This window comes from Pseudomonas sp. TSRC2-2 (assembly GCF_049897785.1).
Classification (GTDB): Bacteria; Pseudomonadota; Gammaproteobacteria; order Pseudomonadales; family Pseudomonadaceae; genus Aquipseudomonas.
Genome location: NZ_JAFCWZ010000013.1, coordinates 187,696 through 213,324, shown reverse-complemented (window position 1 = coordinate 213,324; position 25,629 = coordinate 187,696). Strand labels below are relative to the sequence as shown.

General features: G+C 59.5%; 24 protein-coding genes. 18 read left to right on the top strand and 6 right to left on the bottom strand.

Annotated elements, in window-relative coordinates; all coding sequences use genetic code 11:
* The first annotated feature begins 2 nt into the window (after positions 1 to 2).
* The 6 genes from motB (at position 3) to ACP7D9_RS24945 (ending at position 8,025) form a co-directional block, all read left to right on the top strand.
* Complete coding sequence (motB, locus tag ACP7D9_RS24970) at positions 3 to 1,079, top strand: flagellar motor protein MotB (protein WP_426159908.1); 1,077 nt, start codon at positions 3 to 5, stop codon at positions 1,077 to 1,079.
* Positions 1,080 to 1,284: 205 nt separating this feature from the next.
* Positions 1,285 to 3,303, top strand: a complete 2,019-nt coding sequence (gene tssI / locus ACP7D9_RS24965; RefSeq protein WP_426159907.1) for a type VI secretion system tip protein TssI/VgrG — start codon at positions 1,285 to 1,287, stop codon at positions 3,301 to 3,303.
* On the top strand, positions 3,300 to 3,866 hold the full coding sequence (locus ACP7D9_RS24960) for a DUF4123 domain-containing protein (RefSeq protein ID WP_426159906.1): 567 nt from the start codon (positions 3,300 to 3,302) through the stop codon (positions 3,864 to 3,866). The genes tssI and ACP7D9_RS24960 overlap by 4 nt, the downstream gene beginning before the upstream one ends.
* Entirely contained in the window at positions 3,863 to 6,556 is a 2,694-nt protein-coding gene (locus tag ACP7D9_RS24955; RefSeq protein ID WP_426159905.1) for a toxin VasX, read from the top strand. The genes ACP7D9_RS24960 and ACP7D9_RS24955 overlap by 4 nt, the downstream gene beginning before the upstream one ends.
* Positions 6,547 to 7,497, top strand: a complete 951-nt coding sequence (locus tag ACP7D9_RS24950; RefSeq protein ID WP_426159904.1) for a hypothetical protein — start codon at positions 6,547 to 6,549, stop codon at positions 7,495 to 7,497. Before ACP7D9_RS24955 ends, ACP7D9_RS24950 begins: the two co-directional genes overlap by 10 nt.
* Before the next feature lie 96 nt (positions 7,498 to 7,593).
* Entirely contained in the window at positions 7,594 to 8,025 is a 432-nt protein-coding gene (locus tag ACP7D9_RS24945; RefSeq protein ID WP_426159903.1) for a hypothetical protein, read from the top strand.
* Between the two features lie 356 nt (positions 8,026 to 8,381).
* Here the strand turns inward: ACP7D9_RS24945 and ACP7D9_RS24940 are convergent, their stop codons facing one another.
* The 4 genes from ACP7D9_RS24940 to rsgA all read right to left on the bottom strand — a co-directional run bounded on the left by ACP7D9_RS24940 (position 8,382) and on the right by rsgA (position 11,479).
* Positions 8,382 to 8,867: a toll/interleukin-1 receptor domain-containing protein gene (locus tag ACP7D9_RS24940; RefSeq protein WP_426159902.1), complete on the bottom strand. Its 486-nt coding sequence runs from the start codon at positions 8,865 to 8,867 to the stop codon at positions 8,382 to 8,384.
* On the bottom strand, positions 8,867 to 9,826 hold the full coding sequence (locus tag ACP7D9_RS24935) for a caspase family protein (protein WP_101157761.1): 960 nt from the start codon (positions 9,824 to 9,826) through the stop codon (positions 8,867 to 8,869). The genes ACP7D9_RS24940 and ACP7D9_RS24935 overlap by 1 nt, the downstream gene beginning before the upstream one ends.
* Positions 9,827 to 9,828: 2 nt before the next feature.
* The gene (locus ACP7D9_RS24930) at positions 9,829 to 10,236 is read right to left on the bottom strand and encodes a TIR domain-containing protein (protein ID WP_101157759.1); all 408 of its coding nucleotides are present in this window, start codon (positions 10,234 to 10,236) and stop codon (positions 9,829 to 9,831) included.
* 211 nt (positions 10,237 to 10,447) lie between these two features.
* Positions 10,448 to 11,479 carry a small ribosomal subunit biogenesis GTPase RsgA gene (rsgA, locus tag ACP7D9_RS24925; RefSeq protein ID WP_101157757.1) on the bottom strand — a complete coding sequence of 344 codons (1,032 nt, stop codon included), beginning with the start codon at positions 11,477 to 11,479 and terminating at the stop codon, positions 10,448 to 10,450.
* A gap of 107 nt (positions 11,480 to 11,586) precedes the next feature.
* Between rsgA and orn the strand changes: the two genes are divergently transcribed.
* Together orn and ACP7D9_RS24915 are read left to right on the top strand one after the other, a co-directional pair.
* The gene (orn, locus tag ACP7D9_RS24920) at positions 11,587 to 12,129 is read left to right on the top strand and encodes an oligoribonuclease (protein WP_426159901.1); all 543 of its coding nucleotides are present in this window, start codon (positions 11,587 to 11,589) and stop codon (positions 12,127 to 12,129) included.
* A 183-nt stretch (positions 12,130 to 12,312) separates the two neighbouring features.
* Positions 12,313 to 12,927 carry a trimeric intracellular cation channel family protein gene (locus tag ACP7D9_RS24915; RefSeq protein ID WP_178081165.1) on the top strand — a complete coding sequence of 205 codons (615 nt, stop codon included), beginning with the start codon at positions 12,313 to 12,315 and terminating at the stop codon, positions 12,925 to 12,927.
* On the opposite strand, the gene queG is transcribed toward ACP7D9_RS24915, so the two are convergent.
* Entirely contained in the window at positions 12,909 to 13,988 is a 1,080-nt protein-coding gene (queG, locus tag ACP7D9_RS24910; RefSeq protein WP_426159900.1) for a tRNA epoxyqueuosine(34) reductase QueG, read from the bottom strand. The genes ACP7D9_RS24915 and queG overlap by 19 nt on opposite strands.
* Before the next feature lie 63 nt (positions 13,989 to 14,051).
* On the opposite strand from queG, the gene ACP7D9_RS24905 reads away from it, so the two are divergent.
* From ACP7D9_RS24905 to hflC, 9 genes are all read left to right on the top strand, one after another.
* On the top strand, positions 14,052 to 15,551 hold the full coding sequence (locus tag ACP7D9_RS24905; RefSeq protein ID WP_426159899.1) for an NAD(P)H-hydrate dehydratase: 1,500 nt from the start codon (positions 14,052 to 14,054) through the stop codon (positions 15,549 to 15,551).
* Positions 15,539 to 16,009 (top strand): tRNA (adenosine(37)-N6)-threonylcarbamoyltransferase complex ATPase subunit type 1 TsaE, encoded by a 471-nt coding sequence (gene tsaE, locus ACP7D9_RS24900; protein ID WP_426159898.1) that lies wholly within the window; start codon positions 15,539 to 15,541, stop codon positions 16,007 to 16,009. The genes ACP7D9_RS24905 and tsaE overlap by 13 nt, the downstream gene beginning before the upstream one ends.
* 51 nt (positions 16,010 to 16,060) lie before the next feature.
* Positions 16,061 to 17,440: an N-acetylmuramoyl-L-alanine amidase gene (locus ACP7D9_RS24895; RefSeq protein ID WP_371918374.1), complete on the top strand. Its 1,380-nt coding sequence runs from the start codon at positions 16,061 to 16,063 to the stop codon at positions 17,438 to 17,440.
* Positions 17,437 to 19,344: a DNA mismatch repair endonuclease MutL gene (gene mutL / locus ACP7D9_RS24890; RefSeq protein ID WP_101157747.1), complete on the top strand. Its 1,908-nt coding sequence runs from the start codon at positions 17,437 to 17,439 to the stop codon at positions 19,342 to 19,344. Before ACP7D9_RS24895 ends, mutL begins: the two co-directional genes overlap by 4 nt.
* The gene (gene miaA, locus ACP7D9_RS24885; protein ID WP_101157745.1) at positions 19,344 to 20,315 is read left to right on the top strand and encodes a tRNA (adenosine(37)-N6)-dimethylallyltransferase MiaA; all 972 of its coding nucleotides are present in this window, start codon (positions 19,344 to 19,346) and stop codon (positions 20,313 to 20,315) included. The genes mutL and miaA overlap by 1 nt, the downstream gene beginning before the upstream one ends.
* A 95-nt stretch (positions 20,316 to 20,410) precedes the next feature.
* A complete protein-coding gene (gene hfq / locus ACP7D9_RS24880; RefSeq protein ID WP_090280768.1) occupies positions 20,411 to 20,677 on the top strand; it encodes an RNA chaperone Hfq in 267 nt (88 codons plus the stop codon).
* Positions 20,678 to 20,689: 12 nt separating this feature from the next.
* Entirely contained in the window at positions 20,690 to 21,991 is a 1,302-nt protein-coding gene (gene hflX / locus ACP7D9_RS24875; RefSeq protein WP_426159897.1) for a ribosome rescue GTPase HflX, read from the top strand.
* A 96-nt stretch (positions 21,992 to 22,087) separates the two neighbouring features.
* A complete protein-coding gene (gene hflK, locus ACP7D9_RS24870) occupies positions 22,088 to 23,254 on the top strand; it encodes an FtsH protease activity modulator HflK (RefSeq protein ID WP_076565403.1) in 1,167 nt (388 codons plus the stop codon).
* On the top strand, positions 23,254 to 24,123 hold the full coding sequence (gene hflC, locus ACP7D9_RS24865) for a protease modulator HflC (RefSeq protein ID WP_016771945.1): 870 nt from the start codon (positions 23,254 to 23,256) through the stop codon (positions 24,121 to 24,123). The genes hflK and hflC overlap by 1 nt, the downstream gene beginning before the upstream one ends.
* A gap of 17 nt (positions 24,124 to 24,140) precedes the next feature.
* Here the strand turns inward: hflC and ACP7D9_RS24860 are convergent, their stop codons facing one another.
* A complete protein-coding gene (locus ACP7D9_RS24860) occupies positions 24,141 to 24,347 on the bottom strand; it encodes a hypothetical protein (protein ID WP_397504581.1) in 207 nt (68 codons plus the stop codon).
* Positions 24,348 to 24,436: 89 nt separating this feature from the next.
* Here ACP7D9_RS24860 and ACP7D9_RS24855 point away from each other — a divergent pair, with 89 nt between their 5' ends.
* Positions 24,437 to 25,624, top strand: coding sequence for an ATP phosphoribosyltransferase regulatory subunit (locus tag ACP7D9_RS24855; protein WP_016771944.1), 1,188 nt, complete (start codon positions 24,437 to 24,439; stop codon positions 25,622 to 25,624).
* Positions 25,625 to 25,629: the final 5 nt, after the last annotated feature.

Genomic DNA, 25,629 nt, shown 5'->3' with positions numbered 1-25,629 from the left:
TCATGGAAAATAATCAGCCGATCATCGTCAAGCGCGTCAAGCGCATTGCCGCCGGGCACCATGGCGGGGCGTGGAAAATCGCCTTCGCCGACTTTGCCACGGCGATGATGGCGTTCTTCCTGGTGCTGTGGCTGCTGTCCACCGCCACGCCGGAACAGAAGATCGCCATCGCCGGTTATTTCAAGGATCCGGTCGGCTTCTCCGAAAGCGGCACGCCGTACATCATCGATCTCGGTGGCACGCCGACTCTGGCGCCGGAAAACACTCTTAATCCGGAAGTGAAGTCGCAGCCGCAGCCGGACAAGGTCACGGTCGACACCGATCAGGTTGAGGGCATGGCCGAGCAGGTCGAGAAGGAGCGTCTTGAGCTGCTGCTGCAGGAACTGCAGAACAAGGTCGACGAAAACCCGCAACTGCAGAAATTCAAGGATCAGATCCTCTTCGAAATCACGCCGAACGGCTTGCGCATTCAGATCATGGACGCCGAGAACCGGCCGATGTTCGACTCAGGTTCCGCGCGCCTGAAACCGTACTTCGAAGACATCCTGCTGGCCATGGCCGACACCATCAAAGCGGTGCCGAACAAGATCAGCATCAGCGGTCACACTGACGCCAAGCCGTACATCGGCACCGGCGATTACGGTAACTGGGAGCTCTCGGCCAACCGTGCCAACGCGGCTCGCCGTGCCTTGGTCGCTGGCAGTTATCCGGATGCGCAGGTGGCGCGGGTGGTCGGTTATGCCTCGTCGGCACTGTTCGACCGGAAAAACCCGTTCAACCCGGTCAACCGGCGGATCGACATTGTCGTACTGACCAAAAAGGCCCAGGCGGCGATCGAAGGTGCGCAAGGCGCAGATGCTGCGAAGCCGGCGGATCAAGGCCAGAACGGTGCCGCTCCGGCGACGCCGGTTGACCCGAACGCACTGCCGGCGGATCAGCAACCGGTGCCTGCACACGAGTTGCGCGAACGCTTGAACCTGTTCGACGACGCCGCACCGAAACCGGCGGAACCGGGGAGTGCGGCGCCAGCGCCAGCCACTCCGCCAGCCACTGCCCCGGCCCCAGCGCCGAAGCAGTGACCGACAAAAAAGCCGACAGTGATGTCGGTTTTTTTGTGCCTGTAGAACAACAGGTTGCTGTATAGGAAACATCCTTCCTGCTTTGAAGAATCTCCTTACATCTATCTTTTTTTTGCTTTGTTAGCGTGCCCGCCAGTCTTCGCGAGCACAAACCACGGACGGTTTGGACATCGCGCTCTTTTCCTCTTTGCTTAAGGATAAGCGTATGTTCCGGTCGGCCAATGCGGCGCATTTTGCGTTGCAGATTCCTGCTATCCGTCACGACTTCAAGGTGCTGGCCTTCAGCGGCACCGAAGCGATCAGCACCCTCTACGGTATCCATGTCGAACTGGTCAGCGAGCACCCGGATTTCGATCTGGAGAGTTTGCTCAGCCAGCCCGCATTTTTGCAGTTTGGCCACAACGGCGAAGGCATTCATGGGCGTATCGAAGACGTTCTGGTCGGTGAGGCCGGCAAACGCCTGACCCGTTATCACCTGACACTGGTGCCAGCACTGCATTACTTGCAGTTCAGCCACGATCAGCGGATTTTTCAGCAGCACACGGTGCCGCAGATCATTGCGCAGGTGCTCAAGAAGCATGGCATTCAAGGTGATGCATTCACCTTTCACGTTACTGCGAACCCGCCTCGTGATTACTGCACTCAGTACGCGGAATCAGATTTTGAATTCATCCAGAGGTTATGCGCCGAGGACGGTATTGCCTGGCATCACCAGCACTCGGCGGACGGGCACCTGTTGGTGTTCACCGATGATCAGGTGTTCCTGCCCACACTCGGTGCCACGCCCTATCAACAAGACTCCGGCATGGTCGCCGAGCACTCGGTGGTCAGCCGCTTCAGTGTGCGAACCAGCACCCGCACCAGCACCGTCACCCGCCGCGACTATGACCTGGAGCGCCCAAGTCTGCTGCTCGAAAGCCACTTCACCGCCGAGTTCACGCCGGTGCTGGAGGACTATCGCTACCCGCTGTTGATCGAGAATGAAAAGTCCGGCAAGCGAATGGCTCGGCAGGCACTGGAGCGCCATCGCGCCGACTATGAATTGGGCGAAGGGCAAAGCGATCAGGCAAATCTGCGCTGTGGCCATCTGTTCGAACTCACCGGACACCCGCGCAAAAGCTGCAACGACCTGTGGTTATTGCTCAGCGTTCGGCACCTCGGTCGCCAGCCGCAAGTACTTGAAGAGTCAGTCATCAGCGACACGCAAGCCGCCGATGGCTTCACCCAAGGCTATCGCAACACTTTCACCGTGATACCCGCCGAGGTGGTGTTTCGCCCACCGTTGCCCGCACTTCGCCGCCCGCTGGTCAGCCAGACCGCACGGGTCACCGGGCCGGTCCATGAAGAGACGCATTGTGATGAATTCGGTCGCATTAAGTGCGAGTTCAATTGGGACCGCGCCGAACTCAGCAGTGAACGCAGCAGTTGCTGGATTCGGGTGTCGTCGAGTTGGGCCGGGGAAGGTTTCGGTTCGGTGACCGTGCCGCGCATTGGCATGGAAGTGGTGGTGACCTTTCTTGAGGGCGACCCGGACAAACCGTTGATCACCGGGTGCGTGCCCAACAAGGTCAAGTCCCCGCCCTACGCCTTGCCCGAGCACAAGACCAGAACCGTGCTGCGCAGCCACAGTTCACCGCACACCGGCGGCTACAACGAGCTGATGATCGAAGACCGCGCCGGCCAGGAAAAAATCTACCTGCGCGCCGAGCGTGATTTCGTGCAACTGATCCTCAATGACAGCCACAGCCTGATCCGTCACGACCGCTTCGAACAAGTCGACAACCACAGCACCAGCCTGATCAAGGCTGACGAACGACACACCACCGACGGTACGCGCAACACCGTGATCGGCACCGACGACCTGCTCAGCATCAGCGGCAACAGCAGCGTCACGGCGGAAGGCACGCTGGTGATTCAGGCCGGCCCGCATGCGCGTGTTACGGCCAGCCAGGTGGTGATTGATGCCGGCACGAGCCTGACGCTGACTGCTGGTGGCCATCACATAGTCATCAATTCTGGCGGGATCTTCAGCAGTGTCGCCATCGTCGAGGGCGGGGCGCCATTGGCCGGTGTGGCGGCGCAGACGGCGTTGGCGGCAGCAGCCGAGGATGTTGTCGTTGAATCCATCCCAATGGAGGCCCTGCTCAAACAAGCCATCGTCTTTCGTGAGGCGGATACCGGCATTTGTCCGGTATGCGATGCCGCCGAGAGGGCTGAAGCATGAAGTCAGATAGCCCGAAAAAGGGATTGCTCCTGATCGACGGATCTCAATATAAGGACGGCACGGGTTGGCTTCACGAGCACTACGGTTCTGACCACCCGCAGTCGCTGCTCAACCGCACCGCTTACGAGCCAATCAGCGCTTGCGGGCCGTTTTTGCTTAACGCCTCAATCGGCAGTGCGACCCATACCGCGTGGTGGAGCGGCGCGGATCTGCAACACGGCGTATGGCTGGCAACGTCTAAAACCACCCGGCAGTTGCTGTCGATTATGCAGCGCCGCTTACGGATCGTTGACGAGCAACAACAAGAATTCTGGTTGCGCCTGGCCGACGGCCCGGCGCTGACCCGCGCTTGGATGGCAAGTGCGCAATGGCCGAAAGGCTTCTGGTTTGGTGTCGACAGTGTCTGGCTGAGGCACGGAAACGGGCCTGTCTGCGCATGGGAAAACCAGCATCCTGAATACGATTCAGCACCAGAGGAAAAAGCGCTGGTCGCGCAAATAACCTTGTCTGAGTCACTGCTGCTGGCGCTCAGTCTGCCGGCCAATCCGGAGACAAACCCATGAGCGCCGGCCACAAGAAACGCTTTGGCACTTGCCCGCTGTTCGCCGCCGTTCTGCCATTGCGTTACGCAATTGGCCCGACGGCCTCTGTTGCCATCGATGCTCATGGTTTGCCTGCGCTGGCTGGGCAATTCCCCGAGCTTGGGCCACGCCAGCCTGACCTGACTGAACATCCACTCAACTACACCGCCCGTTTGTTGCGTGATGGCTGGCTTTACGTCTGGGAATGCAAGCCAGCCCAACTGGTGGAGTATCAAGTCGAAAAGGCATTGCTCACCCAAACCCCGCGCGCGGGCACCGTGATCGACACGCGGGTCAAACCGCATCTACTGTTGCGGGCCGGTGATCTTGCCGCATTGGTGTGGTCGCCCGTGCGCTGGAGCGAGCCGCAATATCTTTCAGCCAAAACCGATGCCGCCGTGCGTAAGCGCATCATGCGCAGTCTTGTCCCGGGCGTGGCACCGTTCAGCGGCCCGGTCGAAACCATCGCCAAACAGATCGGCGAATATGTCGATGCAACACGGTACGGCTGGAGCGCTCAGCCTGAAACGGAGCACGCGCCTGACTGGTTGAACATGCAGCGACAGATGTCGGCATGCGAGCAACAGACCTTTGCCGTCATCGATGATCCGTGGGGCGTGCTGTTTGACCTCGCTGCACTGATCCGTGCACGCAAAACCGCGTTCGACAGCTATCAGGAGCATCACGCCGAAGAATGGGCGATAGCCGGTGTTCTCAAGTCCCTGAGCGAAAGCGACCGTCAGTTGAATGCGCAACTGCCGTCCATTACTCGCTACGACGAACTCCAGCGGACATGGAAGGATCAAGAGGTACAAAACGAGCGATATACCGCTGATGTTCGGCATCTGGCTCAACTCTGGGTGGCATGGTTCAACACCCTGCAAGCGACCGGCCCGTCGAGCATAAACACAGCTTGCGGCCACTTCGACATTACCCAGGCGATTGCCCGAGAAGCCTTCGAGCTGCATTTCGCCGAAGCCTGTCTCGGGCCGGCTAGCACTAGCATTGGCGCTGAGGCCATCACCCGCCAGCTGGAAGGTGACAAGGCCGGCAAGCCATGGCTGCTCTGGGCGTTACTCGGACTACCGTCGCGGCTGAGCATTGGCGAAATCAAATACATCGTGGACTTCGGCGACCTGACGCGCGACAACAAAGCGGCTGTTCAAGAGAGCGCCGACAAACTGGCCAGAGCCTTTGCCCATGCCGAAGGGCTGAACAAAGCCGCCGACAAACTCAAACAACACAACCCTGCAGCCAGTCTCGAAGCATTGTTCTTGTCCCTCGCCCCCGTCGCCGCGCTGCAACTGCATCAAGCCGACAATGCCGCCAGCAACGCCGGGCGCCTGTACATGGCGGCAGCATTGGCCCGCAGCGATCAACGCATTCAGACGTTGGCTGTTACGTCGCGTCAATTGGGTGAGTGGTACAGCGACTTGATGGGCACTCGGCAGACATCGCCCGCGCATCTGAATGTTGCGTCGCTGGCCAGTGGCGTGTCGGCGGGGATTCCGTTCATGCATCTGGTGCCGGCCAGTACCAAATTGGCGCCGTTGCCGGTGAATCTGGCGGCTGGGGGGGAGTTGAGTGGTGTGTTTGATTTGAAGGGGGCGTTGATTAAGGCGCCGCTGAAAGTTTTGGTGACGTTGGTGGCGGGGGGGAATTTTGTTTGGACGGGAAGTACGTTTCTCGACAAAAAAACGATCAAAAATGGCCTCGTTGCAATCGGGGCAGGTTTCGGGGTGGCGGCGGCAGGTGCTGCTATCGTTCAGCGAGTCGCTGAAGTCAATTGGGCTTCGGCGGTTCGACAGAGTGGTAGCACCTCAATTTCGTCTCGTCTGCTTTTGGTCAACGCGTTGGGGCGTGCAGCCATTGCTTCTGGATTTCAAGTTGCCGTACTCGCTTTTGACGTCATTTTCTACGGAATAGAAGCCTTTGAGGCTTACCAAAAAGGCGATTTCGACACCATGGTGGCGAATCTGACAATTATCGGTGCCGAGGTGGCAAACGTTGTGCTCCATGTACAGCTTTTCCGAATTTACCGTGCCGCCCAAGCGGCCGTGTTGGCCGGCGAGATGTCAGCCATTGCAGCGGGGATGAATGTTGCACCGCATATCGCCATAAAAATACTTGGCTTTACTGTAGTAGTTGTCGCAGGTGTCTTGGCCCGACTCTACACAACAGACACGCCCTTGGAGCAGTGGGTAAAACACAGTCGTTTTGGCATCCGCCCGGACGAGACCTGGTCGAGCAGCTATGCCCAGTCCATGGACAAGTTGTATCCGATTCTCTTCCCCATCAGTTTTGAAGCTCGGCGGCTGTCGGAAATGAACCCATATCAAGGGCAAGCCACATCCACGTACCTGTTGCTGAGACTGCCCGGGGAAAATGTATCGCTGACTGAACGAATGATTCATTTCAAGGGCATCGAAGTCTGGGGCGATACCCTTGGTTGCCATCCAGAGAAAACCAAAAAGGTCGAATGGACGGGTAACGACTTTGCTCTGCATATCGGCAGCCGCATTCCTGTATCACAGGGCACGACTGCGTATCGCCGTGTGTACCATGAGGACGGCGTGCGGGACTTGATGCGAATCGAGGGCGAGTTGGTTTATTCCCCGCAAGAAGGACTGACGTTACCAGCGGTCACCATCATGGAACGAGCATGGATATGAACAAACTGGATCAGCCAAAAGGCAGTGCTTCATCCACCGTAATCCTTGAAGCTAATAAATCCACGGGCGAGCAGCCAATGGAGTTGTTCATTACCGATGAACACACTGAGTATTACCTGGCGCTGCAATCAGGAGGTGATTCGGATCGAGGTCTGTGGACGGGGGTGTTTGGTGGAATGGGGGCAGTTACCGGATTGGGGCTCGGACTTATTAGCCTTATACAGAGTGGTGATTTAGAAGGGATCTTCATCATGCTTTCTATATGCGTTCCACTTTTTTTGGTTCCTTTCCTATGGGAAACTCTGCGCCCGCTTCCGCTCCCCATTCTGTTTAATCGCCGCACCCGCGAAGTCTATTTCGATCATGACGGTGACCTATTCCACGCACCATGGGATGACATCTCAGCTGTAGCTAGCGAGTTCCAACTCGTCGGCACCCATATCGGTGCTATGCAAAGCGCTTCGCTGGAAATCCGGATGTGGAAATTTGAAGAACCGCAAACGGCCCTGATGGTCAGCCTTGGGTCACCCTTCGGTAAAAACCTGGAGATGCAAAAAGGCTTTTGGGAGTACATCCGCTCCTACATGAACAACGGTCCTTACTTTGATGAACACGGTAATCACAGTGAGTCTGATGCTTTTGTAAAAAGCCAACTCGCGGCCCGATTTAAAATGAGCGACAGCTTCAAACAAACACTGGCAGACATCAAACAAGCCAGAAAAGACGCGGGGGGGAAGAATTATTTAAGCGGCAGCGATATGGCGAAACTGATCTTCGAGCCCATGCTCTATCCCACCGATCGGATTAAAGAGTTTACCTACAGCGTTGCTAAGCGCCGTTCCCGAAATCTGTGGCCAAAAGTGGTCACTGAGCGGCTGAAAGCCTGCGGGCCAACCACACGGCTAGCGGATTTGGAGTTGCAGGTAATACTGACTGAATAGTCGGGAAGCAAGGGATGCTTACGGTTGGTAACTAGAATTCGGAGCAGCCGTTGAGAAGCCAAATATTGTGATCTGCGTAATAAATCGGGAGTAGTAATGAAGGCTGTCTGGAATTTAGGTGTTGGGCTAGGGGTCATGTTGTGGGCGATTGCGACCTTCATCTTGACTGTGACGCTGCATTTGCTTTTTCCGCTTTTTCCGCTGGAACCCTATTTGGCGGGGTGGCCGTTCGCGATGTCGATTTTACTGAGCATTATTTTTTTTGTTATCTCAGTGTTCGCAAGACGCGACCAAAAAGTCAGTATTACAATAGTGCCCGAAGGCCTTGTATTTCGTGACGACGCTGTGGGGTACAAGCGTGAGGACTTGATTCGTAATGAAGATATAAAGTCAGTGCGATTGCGGCGTAATCCATTTTTCAAAACGCTTATTGTTGATCTAAAAGAGCAGAACCAAAAATTCTCTTTAAGTAACGTGATGTTGCCCGATGAGTTTGTTGCGCAAGCGCGTGCTCGTATTGTTAAATGAGTTAGTTTCCTTGCTTCTCATTTTTCGGGATACTGAATCAAACGTTATTACCTCAGTCGCGCGAGGAAAGCCACGCGTTAAAGCATATCAGCATGCGGTGGTTTTTCAGGCGGGGGTAGGGTTCTCTCAAAAAATAGTACTTTTATTAGTACGTTTCCCTGACTTATGTAGGACGGTGCCTGGACGTATAAATCGGATTACTTCACCCGGTTGTTTGCCTATGGTTCGCCCCGTCACCGACCAATCGATGACCGATCTTAGTCGGTCGAAACAAGATGGAATATTCATAAACCTAGAGTCGCGCCCGGACTTTGAAAGTAAAAAGCCGCGATTGTGTCGCGGCTTTTTTACATCTGTCAGAACCCGCGCCGGATACGATTCTTCAGTTGCTCGTGGAACATTTCGGCATTGCGTTTATAGGTGCCACTGAAGGATTCGTTACTCGAATCCAGCGTCATCGAGCGCTTGCTCGACGCCTCTTCACGATACGCGTCGATAAAGAAATTCAGATCACTGTCCGTGCTCAGCTTCGGCCACTTGTCCAGGTACAACGGCAATTCCGCAGGGCCGGTCTTGAACGAGCAGATCCGGCGGTTGCTGATCGTCGCCTCACCAATCTCGAACGGCACCCACCACGACGACGCGGTCCGCTCCGACACCACCGCGAGCAAGTGCGTGCATTCGGTGATATTGCGGGTGATGACGCCGGTGATGTCATCGGTGGTCTGCGATTCCGGGTCGAGCACATCCAGGTAGGTTTTGATGTTGGCCTGTTTCAGGCGACTGTTGATCGCCATGGCCTGCATACGATCCACGTGGCGGTAGCTGATGAAGACAGGCATCAGAAGTGTCCTTTAATGGCGAGTTCGCGGTAGTAGGCGCCAAGGGCGGTGAGGCGGCAGCCGGTCGAGTTGAGGGCGGCGTAGTACATGTGCTCGGCGTCCACCGGTTCGATCAGGCTATGGCGGTTGCAGGTTTGCAGTTGTTTGAAGACTTCACCGTGGTCGACTTCGAATGAGGGCTCGGTGGGCTCATAGCTTGGGTCGAGCCTGAAGACGAAGCTCGGCTCGGGGAACCAGTCCTTGAGTTTGCGCAGGGTTTCTTCGGCGATCAGTGGAGCCACTTCGCGCAATGGCACGAACTGCGACACGTTGGTCTTGAACACCGGGCGCTGCTCCCAGGCCCCCAGCGCGTTGTCGACGAACGAGTAAACGCTGCCCGGAGTGACCTTGCCGAGCACATTGGCGGCGCCACCGTGCAGAGCCTGTAACAGCAGGTCGGTGAACACGCCGTGGCCGCGACTTTCAAGGGCTGACTGTTCTTTTTTGCAGGCAGTGAGAATGGTCATGCCTTCGCCGATCACGCTGCTGCCGCCGCGTAAATTACGCATGGCCCCCGCTGCGCCGGCCTGGCAGCAATCGAGAATGATGATCTTGTTTTTGATCTGCGACGCCTGATCAGCCCACAGCAGGATGTCGCTGATGCGGATGCCTTCCCCACCGTGTTTGAAGTCCTGCGGAATCAGCAGCCCTTCGTCGATGCTGGTGTCGAACTGCCCGTGGCCAGCGAAGTAAAGCAGCGCTACATCGCAGTCGCCGGAAAACAGGCTCTGGATCTGTTGCTTCATGACATTGAGCGTCAGGTTCTCCTCGGACGAGGTCAGCACTTTACTGCTGAAATTCGGGCGCCCGCTGGCGTGGCGCTCGAGAACGGATGCCATGGCCATTGCATCGTTGTTGCAGCCGCTCAAAGGGGCGACATGGGCGTAGTGGTTGATGCCGATAAACAGTCCCTTGCGCATGGTTACACCGCCGTATGCAGGCGAATGGCGCTGACAATGCTTTTAGTGCTCCACGCGCATTCGGCGTGCGCGGCATTACGCACCACAGTGGAAATGCGCTCGGCGCCAAACGGTTTGACGGCGATGATCACCTTGCCCATGCGCTGGGCGATCTCTATTTCCTTGTTGATCCACTTGCTGTACGTCGAATACATGCCGGCCATGATCAGTACTGCCGAACAGGGGCGAATCTTGTTTTCGATGGCTGCTTCCAGTTGCTTGTCGGTTTGCGCGCCCATGATCGGGTTGTGCGGCGGCACGGAAAAATTCTTGAAGGTGAAATCCGGTTGCGCGCCCAGTAGTCGCACCAGGTTGTCGTGGGCGTGGGAGTAGTTCCACGAATGGCTGATGAACAGGTGATAGGTCTGCATGGGGTACCTCGAAGGTCGCAAAGGTGCGAAGGAGGACCTCAATCTAGGCATCTGACGCGAGCCTACAAGGGCTGGGTGGAGAAAGAGAAATGTCCTGCAGGCAGGCGTGGGCGGACCTGTCAGAAAGGTCTGACGTTTAACGGGATGGGGGATTTGTCAGGCGCGGTCTGACATCCGGCAGCCCTCGGGCGAGGTGCTGCCGGCGCGACGGTCAGTAGCCGTTTTCAGGCAGGCTGGCGATGATCGAGCGGTAGCTGTTCATGCGTTGCTGCTGGATGCGCCCGTCTTCGAGCGCCTTGAGCAGCGCGCAACCTGGTTCGCGGTCGTGCTTGCAGTCGCGGAAGCGGCAGGTGCCGAGCAGGTCGTCGAACTCGATGAAACCGGCTTCAACGTCGGCGCGGCTGACGTGGCCCAGACCGAATTCGCGGATGCCCGGGGAGTCGATCAGTTCGCCGCCGCCCGGGAAGTGGAACAGGCGCGCGGTGGTCGTGGTGTGCGTGCCCTGGCCGGACAGCTCGGACAACGGCCCGACGCGAGTTTCGACTTCCGGCAGCAAGCTGTTGACCAGCGATGACTTGCCAACGCCGGACTGGCCGACGAACACGCTGATGCGTCCGTCGAGCTGCTTTTGCAACTGCTCCATGCCGTCGCCGTGGTGCGCGGAAACTTCCAGCACCGGATAACCCAGCGTGCGGTACACCGCCAGCAGCGCGTTCAGCGCCGGGGCGTTCTGCTCGTCGATCAGGTCGAATTTGTTCAGCAGCAGCAGAGGGCGGATGCCGGCGTGTTCGGCGGCGACCAGGTAGCGGTCGATCAGGTTGGCGTGCGGCTCGGGCAGCGGGGCGAAGACGATGACGATCATGTCGACGTTGGCGGCAACCGGTTTGAGCTGGCCGCGGCTGTCGGGGCGGCACAGTTCGGTGCTGCGCGGCAATTGCGCGACGATCACGCCGATGCCCTGGTTGCCGGCGCGCCAGACGACTTTGTCGCCGGTTACCAGTGCCGGCAGGTTGGCGCGCAGGTGGCAGCGGAACACTTGCCCGGCGAGTTCGCCTTCAGCGGCCTCGACTTCAACCTGCACGCCGAAGTGCGCGATGACCAGGCCGTGTTGCTCAGGGCCAAGATCGCCGCCCTCTAGGGCCTCGACCGCCGAGGACTCGCGTTTGGCGGCGCGGGCGGCGCGCTCGCCCTGAATCTTTTCGATGCGCCAGTTTTGACGACGATTGAGTTGGCGTTTGGCCATGGGTGTTCCGTCTGAAGAATGCAGCGATTAGGTAAAACGGCCGCGAGTTTAGCACGCCCGGCCAGCGGCCTAGGCTAAACTGCGCAGCATTGCCTAGGAGCCCGAATATGCAAAACCCGCAAAACCTGATCTGGATCGACCTGGAAATGACCGGTCTGGACCCGGACAACGATGTGATCATCGAAATGGCCACCATCGTCACCGACAGTGAGCTCAACACATTGGCCGAAGGCCCGGTGATCGCCATCCATCACGGCGACGAAGTCCTGGCGCGCATGGATGAGTGGAACACCCGCACCCACGGCAATTCCGGCCTGACCCAGCGTGTACGCGAAAGCCGCATCAGCATGGCCGAGGCCGAGGCCGAAACCATCGCTTTCCTGGAACAATGGGTGCCGAAGGGCAAGTCGCCGATCTGCGGCAACAGCATCTGCCAGGATCGCCGCTTCCTTTATACCCACATGAAAGCGCTGGAAAGCTACTTCCACTACCGCAACCTCGACGTCTCCACACTCAAGGAACTGGCCGCGCGCTGGGCTCCGGATGTGCGCGACAGCTTCAAGAAGGGCAGCACGCACCTGGCGCTGGATGACATCCGCGAATCGATCGCCGAGCTGCAGCACTACCGCAAGCATTTCATCAAGTTCTGACGCGATCCCTGTGTAGGAGCTGCCGCAGGCTGCGATCTTTTGATCTCTGTTTTGAATCTGAAAAAGCAGAATCAGAAGATCGCAGCCTTCGGCGGCTCCTACAGGGAGTTGTGTTTGCTGAGGCGCCCTCTTCTGGTGCGGCGCTGAAGTGGCTAGACTGCGCGCCTTTCTGCCTGGGCTGCCATCATGTTGCTGATGCTCTATCTCATCGCCATCACCGCCGAAGCCATGACCGGCGCACTGTCCGCCGGACGACGCGGCATGGACTGGTTTGGCGTGGTGCTGATCGCCTGCATCACCGCGCTGGGTGGCGGTTCGGTGCGCGACGTGTTGCTCGGACATTACCCGCTGACCTGGGTCAAACACCCGGAGTATCTGGTGCTGACGTCGGTGGCCGCGATGTTCACCGTATTCACGGCCCGCTGGATGCGCCATCTGCGCTCACTGTTTCTGGTGCTCGACGCGGTAGGGCTGGTGGCATTCACTTTGATCGGTTGCATGACCGCTCTGGAGATGGGCCACGGCATGCTGGTGGCATCGGTCAGCGGCGTCATTACCGGGGTGTTCGGCGGCATCCTGCGCGACATTTTCTGTAACGACATTCCGCTGATCTTTCGGCGCGAACTCTATGCCAGCGTCTCGTTTGCCGCTGCATGGTGCTACATGCTTTGTCTGTACCTGAACGTGCCAGGCGAGCAGGCGATTCTGATTACGCTGTTCGGTGGGTTTCTGCTACGCCTGCTGGCGATCCGTTTTCACTGGGAAATGCCCAAGTTCGTTTACAACGACGCGCCCTGACGCTCGGCATGTTGCCTGAGCGCCCACTCGACGTGTTCCTGCACCAGATCTGAAGGAAAATCGCGGCGCGCCTTCAAGGCTTCTAGCACCGGGATCGTTGAAGGCGCATTACCCAGTCCCACCGCCAGATTCCTCAACCAGCGCTCATAACCGGCGCGCCGCAACGGCGAGCCTTCCGTGCTGCTCAAGAACTTGTCTTCATCCCACATAAACAGCTCGGCCAGTTCGGCGTTGTCGAGGTTGTGCCGTGGCTTGAAATCGCCTTCCTGTGAAGGTTTGGCGAAACGGTTCCACGGGCAGACGATCTGGCAGTCATCGCAGCCGAACACGCGATTGCCGATCAGCGGGCGCAGCTCTTCAGGGATGGCGGTTTTCAGTTCGATGGTCAGATAGGAAATGCAGCGCCGCGCGTCCAGCACATACGGGCCGACGAAGGCATTGGTCGGGCAGATATCCAGGCACGCAGTGCAGCGCCCGCAATGTTCGATGCTGTGTGGTTGGTCCATCGGCAACGGCAGGTCGACGAATAGCTCGCTTAGAAAGAAATAACTCCCGGCCTTGCGATTCAGCACCAGGGTGTTCTTGCCAATCCAGCCCAGCCCTGCCTGTTCGGCGATGGCCTTTTCCAGCACCGGGGCGCTGTCGACGAAAGCACGGAAACCGAACGGGCCGATCTCGGCCTGAATTTTGTCGGCCAATTGCTGCACACGTTTACGGATCAATTTGTGGTAATCGCGGCCCAAGGCATAACGCGACACGTAAACTTTTTCCGGTTGCGCCAGACGTTTGGCCATTTCGGTATCGCCTGGCAGGTAGTCCATGCGCAGCGAGACCACCCGCAAAGTGCCCGGCACCAGTTCCTCGGGGTGCGAGCGTTTGCTGCCATGGGCGCTCATGTAGTCCATTTCGCCGTGGTAGCCGGCCGCGAGCCAGCGCTCCAGGTGCTGCTCGTGCTCGGCGAGGTGCAGGCCGCTGATGCCGACTTGCTGAAAGCCCAGCTCGCGGCCCCACTCCTTGATTGATTGGGCGAGGGCGGGCAGGTCTGTGGTGATGGCGGACATGAGGCGAGAGAAACCGGAGCTGAGGTGCGTATAATTCTGCCAGACATCGGAGCTCGAAGACGCATGCCGCAGACGAAAGATGAATTACCCGACGCACTGTACGGCGCCGCCCAGGTGCGCGAGCTCGACGCCCGGCTGATTGCCGCCGGCACGCCGGGCTTCGAATTGATGCAGCGGGCGGCCCGGGCGACCTGGCGCGCGCTGGTGCGGCAATGGCCGGACGCGAACGAACTGACGGTGCTCGTCGGGCATGGCAACAATGCTGGCGACGGTTATCTCATCGCCGTACTGGCGCTTCGCGCCGGTTGGGCTGTACGCCTGCTGGCGGTGGGCGATCCACAGCGCTTGCAAGGGGATGCGGCGCTTGCTCATGCAAAGGCACTGGCCGCAGGCGTTGCCTCGCAGCACTGGACAGATGACAGCGAGCTGCGCGGCGTCCTCGTCGATGCCTTGCTTGGCACAGGCTTGAGCGGCGAGGTACGCAAGCCCTATGCGGCTGTGATCAACGCGATCAATGCCAGCGGTCTGCCCGTAACGGCAGTCGACATTCCTTCCGGGCTTTGCGCCGACACCGGAAGAATCTTGGGCGTCGCGGTGCATGCTGATCTCACGGTGACTTTTATCGGCCTGAAAGTTGGCCTGTTCACTGGCGACGCCGCCGATCACATCGGTGAACTGGTATTCAATGATCTGCAGGCCAGCGCCGACATTTATAGTGACATTGCTGTCCGCGCCCGGCGCCTTAGCCAGGCTAATCTTCCGCGACCAGCGCCGCGCGCACCGACGGCGCACAAGGGTCGCTTTGGTCATGTGCTGCTGATCGGCGGCGATCACGGCTTTGGCGGGGCGATTTTACTCAGTACGCAAATGGCCCTGCGCAGCGGCGCGGGCATGGTGTCGCTGGCGACGCGTCCCGAACACGTCCCGGCGGCGCTGACCCGGGTGCCGGAAGCCATGGCCCTCGGCACCTCGTCGGCCAATCAGTTGGTAGGTTTGCTGGAAAAGGTCTCGACGCTGGTCGTCGGTCCCGGGTTGGGGCAGGCCAGTTGGGGGCGCGCATTGTTGTCCGCCGCAGCCAACGCATCCTTGCAGCAGGTATGGGACGCCGATGCGTTGAACCTGCTGGCCAGCGGCTTCGTTCAATTACCCAAGGGTTGTGTGATTACCCCGCATCCGGGCGAAGCGGCGCGGTTGTTGGCTATCGGCACCGCCGAGGTGCAGGCGGATCGCCCGGCGGCAGCGCTGGCGCTGAGCAAAAAATACTCAGCGGTGGTCGTGCTCAAAGGTTCGGGTAGCCTGATCGCCCATCCCGACGGGCGTCTTTCGCTGTGTCATCAAGGACATCCGGCGATGGCTACGGGCGGCCTCGGCGATGTGCTGGCCGGATTGATCGGCGCCCTGCTGGCCCAAGGCATGGATGCGTTCGACGCGGCATGCCTGGCCGTCTGGCTGCACGCCAACGCGGGTATGCAACAAGGCAAATTCGGCCGTGGGCTGGCGGCCAGTGATCTGATTTCAGCCATTCGTCAGTTGTTCGAGGAGCAAGCACCGTGTCTGAAGTAACCCTGTACCTGGCCGATGAACAGGCGATGAGCGACTTTGGCGCACGGATCGCCCGCGTCACCCAGGGCCATGGCCTGATTTTTCTCGAGGGCAACCTGGGCATGGGCAAAACCACCCTGTCGCGCGGCATCATTCGCGGGCTGGGGCATGTCGGCGCGGTGAAAAGTCCGACCTTCACGTTGGTCGAGCCTTACGAGATCGGTGACATTCGCGCCTTCCATTTCGACCTGTATCGCCTGGTCGATCCGGAGGAGCTGGAGTTTCTCGGCATCCGCGACTACTTCGAAGACGATGCCCTGTGCCTGATCGAATGGCCCGATAAAGGTGCAGGCTTTTTGCCAAAGCCTGACCTGACCATTACCATTACCCCGCAAGACAGCGGGCGTTCGCTGAAAATTTTGTCCCAGGGCTCGCGTGGCGAGGCCTGGTGTGCCGCTTTGGCATTGGAATCCAATTAAATGATGGGGTTTGGTATGCGCTTTCGCGCGTTGGTGGCTGCCGCTGGACTGATGTTGATGGCAGTAACCGTCAACGCTGTGGCCGACTCAAAGGTCAACAGCGTGCGCCTGTGGCGGGCGCCGGACAACACGCGACTGGTCTTCGACCTGAGCGGCCCGGTGCAGCACAGCGTCTTCACCCTGACCGCGCCGGACCGGCTGGTGATCGACATCAATGGCGCCTCCCTTGGCGCGCCGTTGAACGTGCAGACCGCGAACACGCCGATCACCGCGATGCGCTCGGCCCAGCGCACGCCGACCGACCTGCGGGTGGTCATCGACCTGAAAAAAGCCGTCACTCCGAAAAGCTTCTCGCTGGCGCCGAACGCGCAGTATGGCAACCGTCTGGTGGTCGATCTGTTCGACAACCCGGCCGATGCCGCGCCGCCGCCTGCGCCAACGCCATCGGTGGCGACCGTGCCGGCAGTGCCGGTGACCCCGACTGAACCGGCGATCAAACTGCCGCCTGCCCCGGCCGGCAAACGCGACATTATCGTTGTGATCGACGCCGGCCACGGTGGCGAAGACCCGGGCGCGTCCGGCTCGCGCGGCCAGCGTGAAAAAGACGTGGTGCTGCAGATCGCTCGCGAATTGCAGCGTCAGGTCAACGGCATGAAAGGCTTCCGCGCTGAACTGACCCGTACTGGCGACTACTTCATTCCATTGCGCGGGCGTACCGAAATCGCTCGCAAGAAGGGCGCCGACCTGTTCGTCTCGATCCACGCCGACGCCGCGCCGTCCGCAGCCGCTTTCGGTGCTTCGGTGTTCGCCCTGTCTGATCGTGGCGCTACGTCCGAGACCGCCCGTTGGCTGGCCGACAGTGAAAACCGTTCCGACCTGATCGGCGGTGCCGGCAACGTCAGCCTCGACGACAAGGACCGCATGCTCGCCGGCGTGCTGCTCGACCTGTCGATGACCGCGTCGCTGACCTCCAGCCTCAACGTCGGTCAGAAGGTTCTGACCAATATTGGCCGCGTCACACCGCTGCACAAACAGCGCGTGGAACAGGCCGGGTTCATGGTGCTGAAGTCGCCGGATATCCCGTCGATCCTGGTCGAAACCGGTTTCATCTCCAACGCCAACGAAGCCAACAAACTGTCGGCCTCGAGCCATCAGCAAGCGCTGGCCCGCTCGATCAGCAGCGGTGTGCGCCAGTTCTTCCAGCAGAATCCACCGCCGGGCACTTACATCGCCTGGCTGCGTGATTCCGGCAAGATTGCCCAAGGCCCGCGCGACCACCGCGTCGGCCCGGGGGAAACCCTGGCGATGATTGGCGTGCGCTATCAGGTTTCGCCGGCCACCTTGCGTGCCGCCAACAATCTGAAGAGTGACGAGCTGAAAGTGGGTCAGCACCTGACTATTCCAGGCACCGAACTGGCGTCGAAAGAATGAACCAGGTATTGAACACGGCGCGCATCGAACTGCTCAGCCCACGGCTGGCGAACCAGATCGCCGCCGGTGAAGTGGTCGAGCGCCCGGCTTCGGTGATCAAGGAGCTGCTGGAAAACAGCCTCGATTCCGGTGCCAAGCGTATCGATGTCGATGTCGAACAGGGCGGCGTCAAGCTGCTGCGGGTGCGTGATGACGGCAGCGGTATTTCTGCCGATGACCTGCCGCTGGCGCTGGCCCGGCACGCCACCAGCAAGATTCGCAATCTCGAAGATCTGGAACAGGTGATGAGCCTCGGGTTTCGGGGCGAAGCGCTGGCGTCGATCAGCTCTGTGGCGCGTCTGACCCTGACCTCGCGCACCCGCGATGCCGATCAGGCCTGGCAGGTGGAAACCGAAGGGCGTGACATGGCACCGCGCGTGCAGCCGGCTGCACACCCGGTTGGCACCTCGGTGGAAGTCCGCGACCTGTTTTTCAACACCCCGGCACGGCGCAAATTTCTCAAGACCGAAAAAACCGAATTCGATCACCTGCAAGAAGTGATCAAGCGTCTCGCGCTGGCGCGTTTCGACGTAGCGTTTCATTTGCGCCACAACGGCAAAACCATTCTCAGCCTGCACGAGGCCCACGATGACGCGGCCCGTGCGCGGCGCGTGGCGGCGATCTGCGGTTCGGGTTTCCTTGAGCAGGCGTTGCCGATCGAGATCGAGCGCAATGGTTTGCACCTGTGGGGTTGGGTCGGTTTGCCGACTTTCAACCGCAGTCAGGCGGACTTGCAGTATTTCTTTGTGAACGGTCGGGCGGTGCGCGACAAATTGGTGGCCCACGCCGTGCGCCAGGCTTATCGCGACGTGCTGTTCAACGGCCGGCATCCGACCTTCGCGCTGTTTTTCGAGGTAGACCCTGCAGCGGTCGACGTCAACGTGCACCCGACCAAGCATGAAGTGCGCTTTCGTGACGGGCGCATGGTTCACGATTTCCTGTATGGCACGTTGCACCGTGCGCTGGGCGATGTGCGTCCGGAAGACCAGTTGGCCGGCTCGGTCACCACGGCAATCGTTCGGCCCAGCGGAATCGAGGCGGGCGAATTCGGCCCGCAAGGCGAGATGCGTCTGGCCGCCAATGCGCTGCTCGAGCAGCCGCAGGCGCAACCGGCATTCAACACTGCGTCCGGCGCCAGCGCTGGCGGCGCTTATCAGTATCAATACACGCCGCGTCCGCAATCGACGGTGCCTGTCGCCGAGGCGCAAGCTGCCTACAAAGAGTTCTTCGCGCCGCTGCCGGAAGCCAATGCCAGCGCACTGCCGACCGGCCAGGAAGATATCCCGCCGCTCGGCTATGCACTGGCGCAGCTCAAGGGCATCTATATTCTGTCCGAGAACGCCCATGGCCTGGTGCTGGTGGATATGCATGCCGCCCACGAACGCATCATGTACGAGCGCCTGAAAATCGCCATGGCCAGCGAAGGCCTCAGTGGTCAGCCGTTGCTGGTGCCGGAGTCGCTGGCGGTGAGTCAGCGCGAGGCCGATTGCGCTGAAGAACACGCCGCGTGGTTCCAGCGGCTGGGCTTCGAATTGCAGCGGCTGGGCCCGGAAACTTTGGCGATCCGGCAGATTCCAGCATTGCTCAAGCAGGCGGAAGCCAATCGACTGGTCGGCGACGTGCTTTCGGATCTGATGGAATACGGCACCAGCGATCGCATTCAGGCGCACCTCAACGAACTGCTCGGCACCATGGCCTGCCACGGGGCGATCCGCGCCAACCGGCGCCTGGCCCTGCCGGAAATGAACGGCCTGCTGCGTGACATGGAGAACACCGAGCGCAGTGGTCAATGCAACCATGGCCGACCGACCTGGACCCAATTGGGCCTGGACGATCTGGACAAACTGTTCCTGCGCGGTCGTTGATGAGCCAGCTGCCTCCAGCGATTTTCCTGATGGGCCCGACCGCTGCGGGCAAGACAGATCTGGCCATCGAGCTGACCAAGGTGCTGCCGTGCGAATTGATCAGTGTCGACTCGGCGCTTGTTTATCGCGGCATGGACATCGGCACGGCCAAGCCTTCGAAAGCACTGCTAAACGAATACCCGCACCGGTTGATCGATATTCTCGACCCTGCCGAGGCGTATTCCGCTGCCGATTTCCGTCGCGACGCCCTGCAGGCCATGGCCGAAATCACTGCGCGGGGAAAGATCCCGCTGTTGGTCGGCGGCACGATGCTTTATTACAAGGCGTTGGTCGAAGGTCTGGCGGACATGCCGGCGGCCGATGCCCAGGTGCGCGCGCAAATAGAGGAAGAAGCGGCACGCCTCGGCTGGCAGGTGCTGCACGAGCAGTTGGCGCAAATCGATCCGGTGTCGGCAGCGCGCATTCATCCAAATGATCCGCAGCGCTTGAGTCGGGCGCTGGAAGTGTACCGAGTCAGCGGGCAGAGCATGACTGCCCTGCGCGAGCAACAATCTGCGCAAAGTACTGAAGCAGCCGCTTCTGGACGCCAACAATTACCCTATACTGTCGCGAACCTGGCCATTGCTCCGGCAAATCGCCAGGTTCTGCACCAGCGAATTGAACAAAGATTCACAAATATGTTGGAACAGGGGTTCATCGACGAGGTCGTAGCCCTGCGTAAAAGAAGTGACCTGCATTCGGGGTTGCCGTCTATACGTGCGGTAGGCTACCGCCAAGTCTGGGATTACCTGGACGGCAAGCTGACGTTGGCCCAGATGCAGGAGCGCGGCATCATCGCCACGCGCCAATTGGCCAAGCGCCAGTTTACCTGGCTGCGCAGCTGGGACGATTTGCACTGGCTGGACAGTCTTGATTGCGACAATCTGCCACGCGCCTTGAAATACCTTGGGACCATCTCCATATTGAGCTGAGTCCTTGCAATTGCCGTCTATCCTTGGGGGTGTGACGGCCAAAGCCATCTGAATTACCTATTTTTTATTATTGAATCCTTAAAGGAGTGCGGCACATGTCAAAAGGGCATTCGCTACAAGACCCTTACCTGAACACTTTACGTAAAGAGAAAGTCGGGGTTTCCATTTACCTGGTCAACGGTATCAAACTGCAAGGGACGATCGAGTCGTTCGACCAGTTCGTGATCCTGCTGAAAAACACCGTCAGCCAGATGGTCTACAAGCACGCTATCTCGACTGTCGTACCGGTTCGTCCAATTCGTCTGCCTAGCGCAACCGAAAACGAACAGGGCGACGCAGAGCCAGCTCCAGGTAACGCCTGATAGGAGTCTCCTTTGTTCTTTGAGCGCCACGGTGGTGGTGAGCGAGTCATCCTCGTTCACTTGGATGGACAGGACCCTGAGGCGCGCGAAGATCCGCAGGAGTTTCAGGAGTTGGCTAATTCGGCCGGCGCCGAGGCCGTTGCGTTTTTTAACGTGCCGCGTCATCGGCCAACCGCCAAATATCTGATCGGCAGCGGCAAGGTCGAAGAGCTACGCGACCTGGTCAAGGCTGAAGAAGCTGATCTGGTGATTTTCAATCACATTCTCACGCCCAGTCAGGAGCGCAACCTCGAACGTGTTTTCGAGTGCCGCGTGATCGACCGCACCGGGCTGATTCTCGATATTTTTGCCCAACGCGCGCGCACCCATGAGGGCAAGCTGCAAGTCGAACTGGCCCAGCTTGACCACATGAGCACGCGGCTGGTTCGCGGCTGGACTCACCTTGAACGCCAGGGTGGCGGCATCGGTATGCGCGGCCCGGGTGAAACCCAACTCGAAACCGACCGCCGTCTGTTGCGGGTTCGTCTGCGTCAGATCAAGGGCCGGCTGGAAAAAGTGCGCAGCCAGCGCGAGCAATCGCGCCGCGGCCGATCCCGTGCGGACATTCCTACCGTTTCGCTGGTGGGCTACACCAACGCCGGCAAATCGACACTCTTCAACAACGTGACGAAGTCCGACGTCTACGCGGCCGATCAACTGTTCGCCACGCTCGACCCGACCCTGCGCCGTCTGGAGCTTGACGACCTCGGTCCGATTGTTCTGGCCGACACCGTGGGTTTCATTCGTCACCTGCCGCACAAGCTCGTCGAGGCATTTCGGTCTACGCTCGAAGAGTCGAGCAATTCCAACCTGCTGCTGCACGTGATCGATGCGGCCGAACCGGATCGCATGTTGCAGATCGAGCAGGTGATGGTGGTGCTGGGCGAGATTGGCGCGCAGGACTTGCCGATCCTCGAGGTCTATAACAAACTCGATTTGCTCGAAGGTGTCGAGCCGCAGATCCAGCGCGATGCCGATGGCAAGCCGCAACGGGTCTGGCTTTCGGCGCGTGATGGCAGCGGTCTGGAACTGCTTGAACAGGCCATCGCCGAGTTGCTCGGCAGTGATTTGTTCGTTGGTACCTTGCGTCTGCCGCAACGATTCGCTCGACTGCGTGCGCAGTTCTTCGAACTCGGGGCGGTGCAGAAAGAAGAATACGATGAAGAAGGTGTCAGCCTGCTGGCCGTTCGTTTGCCCCGGATCGAGCTGAATCGATTGGTAAGCCGCGAAGGATTGCAGCCGATGGAATTCATCGAGCAACACACTTTGCAATAAAAGCCTGAAAAAGCGGTTGTGCCGCAACGGCAGGCATTCTGTAGCATTGGTCGGCGCGCCGTGGGTGCGTCTTTGCTTTATCAGATGGAGAGCGCTATGGCTTGGAATGAGCCGGGTGGCAACTCGAATAATCAGGATCCCTGGGGTGGCAAGCGCCGCAATAACGGCGACCGCAAGGGACCACCGGATCTCGACGAGGCCTTCCGAAAGCTGCAGGAAAGCCTGAACGGGTTGTTCGGTGGTGGTAAGAAACGCGGTGATGATGGCGGCGGGTCGGGCAGGAGCAGTGGCGGCTTCGGCGGCCTGCTCGGCATCGGCCTGGTGGTGCTGGCGGCTGTCTGGCTGTACAGCGCGGTCTACGTGGTGGACGAGCAGGAGCAAGCCGTGGTGCTGCGCTTCGGCAAGTACTACGAGACTGTTGGCCCGGGCCTGAACATCTACTTCCCGCCGATCGACAAGAAGTACATGGAAAACGTGACGCGCGAGCGTGCGTACTCCAAGCAGGGCCAGATGCTGACTGAAGACGAAAACATCGTCGAAGTGCCGCTGACCGTGCAGTACAAGATCAGCAACCTGCAGGACTTCGTGCTGAACGTCGATCAGCCGGAAATCAGCCTGCAGCACGCGACTGAAAGTGCCCTGCGTCACGTGGTCGGTTCCACCGCCATGGACCAGGTGCTCACCGAAGGTCGTGAATTGATGGCCAGCGAGATCAAGGAGCGTCTGCAACGTTTCCTCGATACCTATCGCACCGGTATCACCGTTACCCAGGTCAACGTGCAGAGCGCAGCGGCACCGCGTGAAGTACAGGAAGCCTTCGACGACGTGATCCGCGCCCGTGAAGACGAGCAGCGTTCGCGCAACCAGGCCGAAACCTACGCCAACGGCGTGGTGCCGGAAGCCCGTGGTCAGGCCCAGCGCATCATCGAAGATGCCAACGGTTACCGCGACGAAACGATCTCGCGCGCCAAGGGTGAGGCTGATCGCTTCACCAAGCTGGTAGCCGAATATCGCAAGGCACCTGAAGTCACCCGCGAGCGTCTGTACCTGGACACCATGCAGGAAGTCTTCAGCAACACCAGCAAGGTGCTTGTGACCGGTAACAAGAACGGCCAGAGCAATCTGCTCTACCTGCCGTTGGACAAAATGATCCAGAACAGTTCGGGTAATGCACCGGTGACCGGTTCGGCCGCCAGCAACAACACGGACGTCACGCCGCATGTCACTGACGTGCCGCAGACGCGTACAAGGGAGACCCGCTGATGAGCAATAAATCGCTGATCGCCCTGATCGTTGGCGTCGTCGTGGTACTGGTGGGCTGGAATTGCTTCTACATCGTCGCTCAGACCGAGCGCGCGGTGCTGCTGCAATTCGGTCGTGTGGTTCAGGCCGATGTCCAGCCGGGTTTGCATGTGAAGGTGCCTTACGTTAACCAGGTGCGCAAATTCGATGCGCGTCTGTTGACGCTGGATGCACCGACGCAGCGCTTCCTGACCCTGGAAAAGAAAGCCGTGATGGTCGATGCCTACGCCAAGTGGCGGGTGAAAGATGCCGAGCGCTTCTACACCGCGACTTCGGGTCTGAAGCAGATCGCCGACGAGCGTCTGTCCCGTCGTCTGGAATCCGGCCTGCGTGACCAGTTCGGTAAGCGCACCCTGCACGAAGTGGTGTCGGGTGAGCGTGATGCGCTGATGGCTGACATCACTGCATCGCTGAACAAGATGGCCGAAAAAGAGCTGGGTATCGAAGTGGTCGATGTCCGGGTCAAGGCGATCGATCTGCCGAAAGAAGTGAACCGCAGTGTGTTCGAGCGTATGAGCACCGAGCGTGAGCGTGAAGCTCGCGAGCACCGCGCCAAGGGTAACGAGCTGGCCGAAGGCATCCGAGCCGACGCTGATCGTCAGCGCCGCGTGCTGCTGGCTGAAGCCTATCGTGAATCCGAAGAGGTTCGCGGTGACGGTGACGCCCAGGCTGCTGCGATCTACTCCAAGGCCTACGGCCAGGATCAGGAATTCTACGGTTTCTACCGTAGCCTGCGTGCCTACCGTGAAAGCTTCGCGAACAAATCCGACGTCCTGGTCCTCGACCCAAGCAGCGACTTCTTCCGCTACCTGGAAAAAGCCAAACCTTGACACGGCGTTGACCTGAATCATTCCGCCCGGCGGCTAAAACCTCGGGCGGGGTGATCCTTTCGGAAAACGTGTGTATGATGCGGCAGCCGGGAAATTCCCGGCTTTTTTGCGTCTGCACGTTTGATTGCTGTTTTTGTTGCAGGCATCGGGTTTGAACGGCCCGAGCGTTTTTCGAGGAAAGTGATGGGCGAAGCCAGTAACAGGCCTTTCGCTGCGTCGTTCATGCGCGTGCGTTTTGAACGCCCCGGTCATTTTCTGCTTCACTCAAGGCTCGCCCTCGTGCTGGCCGCCCGGATCAAAGGGGAATGGCGTAATGGCAACGGTAGACCGCTGGCTGCTGCCAGATGGCATCGAAGAAGTACTGCCACCGGAGGCGGCGCGCATTGAAGTCGCGCGTCGTCAGGTGTTGGATCTGTTCCAGAGCTGGGGTTACGAATTCGTCGTGACTCCCCATATCGAGTACCTGGAATCCCTGCTGACCGGCGCGGGCCAGGACCTGGATCTGCGTACCTTCAAGGTCATCGACCCGCAATCGGGCCGGCAGATGGGTTTCCGTGCCGATATCACGCCGCAGGTTGCGCGCATCGATGCGCACACTCTGCGCCGCGAAGGCCCTAGCCGTCTGTGCTACGCCGGCAGCGTACTGCACGCCCAGCCACGTGCATTGTCCTCCTCGCGCAGCCCGATCCAGTTGGGCGCCGAGTTGTACGGCGACGCCAGCCCGAGCAGCGACGTCGAAGTCATCAGTCTGATGCTGGCCATGCTGCAACTGGCCGATGTACCGGACGTGCACATGGACCTCGGACATGTTGGCATCTACCGTGGTCTGGCGCGCGCCGCGGGTCTGTCCGGTGAAGTCGAGCAGCAGCTGTTCGACGCCCTGCAACGCAAGGCCATCGATGAAGTGATTACCCTGACCGAAGGCCTGCCGGCCGATCTGTCCGGCATGCTGCGCGCACTGGTTGATCTGTGCGGTGGCCGGGAAGTGTTGAGCGCTGCCCGCGAGCGTCTGGCCAATGCGCCCGCGCCGGTTCTGGCGGCGCTGGAAGACTTGCTGGCGATCGCCGAGCGTCTGTCCGTGCGCTTCCCGCAGCTGCCGCTGTATTTCGACCTCGGCGAACTGCGTGGCTATCACTACCACACCGGTGTGGTGTTCGCGGTGTTCGTGCCCGGCGTTGGCCAGTCCATCGCTCAGGGCGGTCGTTACGATGACATCGGCGCCGACTTCGGTCGCGCCCGTCCGGCAACTGGTTTCTCTACCGATTTGAAAACCCTGGTGACCCTGGGGCGTGCTGAGATCGAGCTACCGTCTGGCGGTATCTGGATGCCTGACAGTACGGATGCGGCACTCTGGCAGCAGGTTTGCCAGTTGCGCAGTGAGGGTCAGCGTGTCGTTCAGGCCTTGCCTGGACAACCTTTGGCCGCCGCCCGTGATGCGGACTGCGACCGGCAATTGATTCAGCAGAACGGGCTTTGGCAAGTATCGCCACTGGCTTCTTGAGTTTT

Bases quoted from the DNA above. Each gene is read 5' to 3' on its own strand.
- motB (WP_426159908.1), top strand. From the start codon at position 3: ATGGAAAATAATCAGCCGATCATCGTCAAGCGCGTCAAGCGCATTGCC.
- tssI (WP_426159907.1), top strand. From the start codon at position 1,285: ATGTTCCGGTCGGCCAATGCGGCGCATTTTGCGTTGCAGATTCCTGCT.
- ACP7D9_RS24960 (WP_426159906.1), top strand. From the start codon at position 3,300: ATGAAGTCAGATAGCCCGAAAAAGGGATTGCTCCTGATCGACGGATCT.
- ACP7D9_RS24955 (WP_426159905.1), top strand. From the start codon at position 3,863: ATGAGCGCCGGCCACAAGAAACGCTTTGGCACTTGCCCGCTGTTCGCC.
- ACP7D9_RS24950 (WP_426159904.1), top strand. From the start codon at position 6,547: ATGGATATGAACAAACTGGATCAGCCAAAAGGCAGTGCTTCATCCACC.
- ACP7D9_RS24945 (WP_426159903.1), top strand. From the start codon at position 7,594: ATGAAGGCTGTCTGGAATTTAGGTGTTGGGCTAGGGGTCATGTTGTGG.
- ACP7D9_RS24940 (WP_426159902.1), bottom strand. From the start codon at position 8,867: ATGCCTGTCTTCATCAGCTACCGCCACGTGGATCGTATGCAGGCCATG.
- ACP7D9_RS24935 (WP_101157761.1), bottom strand. From the start codon at position 9,826: ATGCGCAAGGGACTGTTTATCGGCATCAACCACTACGCCCATGTCGCC.
- ACP7D9_RS24930 (WP_101157759.1), bottom strand. From the start codon at position 10,236: ATGCAGACCTATCACCTGTTCATCAGCCATTCGTGGAACTACTCCCAC.
- rsgA (WP_101157757.1), bottom strand. From the start codon at position 11,479: ATGGCCAAACGCCAACTCAATCGTCGTCAAAACTGGCGCATCGAAAAG.
- orn (WP_426159901.1), top strand. From the start codon at position 11,587: ATGCAAAACCCGCAAAACCTGATCTGGATCGACCTGGAAATGACCGGT.
- queG (WP_426159900.1), bottom strand. From the start codon at position 13,988: ATGTCCGCCATCACCACAGACCTGCCCGCCCTCGCCCAATCAATCAAG.
- ACP7D9_RS24905 (WP_426159899.1), top strand. From the start codon at position 14,052: ATGCCGCAGACGAAAGATGAATTACCCGACGCACTGTACGGCGCCGCC.
- ACP7D9_RS24895 (WP_371918374.1), top strand. From the start codon at position 16,061: ATGTTGATGGCAGTAACCGTCAACGCTGTGGCCGACTCAAAGGTCAAC.
- mutL (WP_101157747.1), top strand. From the start codon at position 17,437: ATGAACCAGGTATTGAACACGGCGCGCATCGAACTGCTCAGCCCACGG.
- miaA (WP_101157745.1), top strand. From the start codon at position 19,344: ATGAGCCAGCTGCCTCCAGCGATTTTCCTGATGGGCCCGACCGCTGCG.
- hfq (WP_090280768.1), top strand. From the start codon at position 20,411: ATGTCAAAAGGGCATTCGCTACAAGACCCTTACCTGAACACTTTACGT.
- hflK (WP_076565403.1), top strand. From the start codon at position 22,088: ATGGCTTGGAATGAGCCGGGTGGCAACTCGAATAATCAGGATCCCTGG.
- hflC (WP_016771945.1), top strand. From the start codon at position 23,254: ATGAGCAATAAATCGCTGATCGCCCTGATCGTTGGCGTCGTCGTGGTA.
- ACP7D9_RS24860 (WP_397504581.1), bottom strand. From the start codon at position 24,347: ATGAACGACGCAGCGAAAGGCCTGTTACTGGCTTCGCCCATCACTTTC.
- ACP7D9_RS24855 (WP_016771944.1), top strand. From the start codon at position 24,437: ATGGCAACGGTAGACCGCTGGCTGCTGCCAGATGGCATCGAAGAAGTA.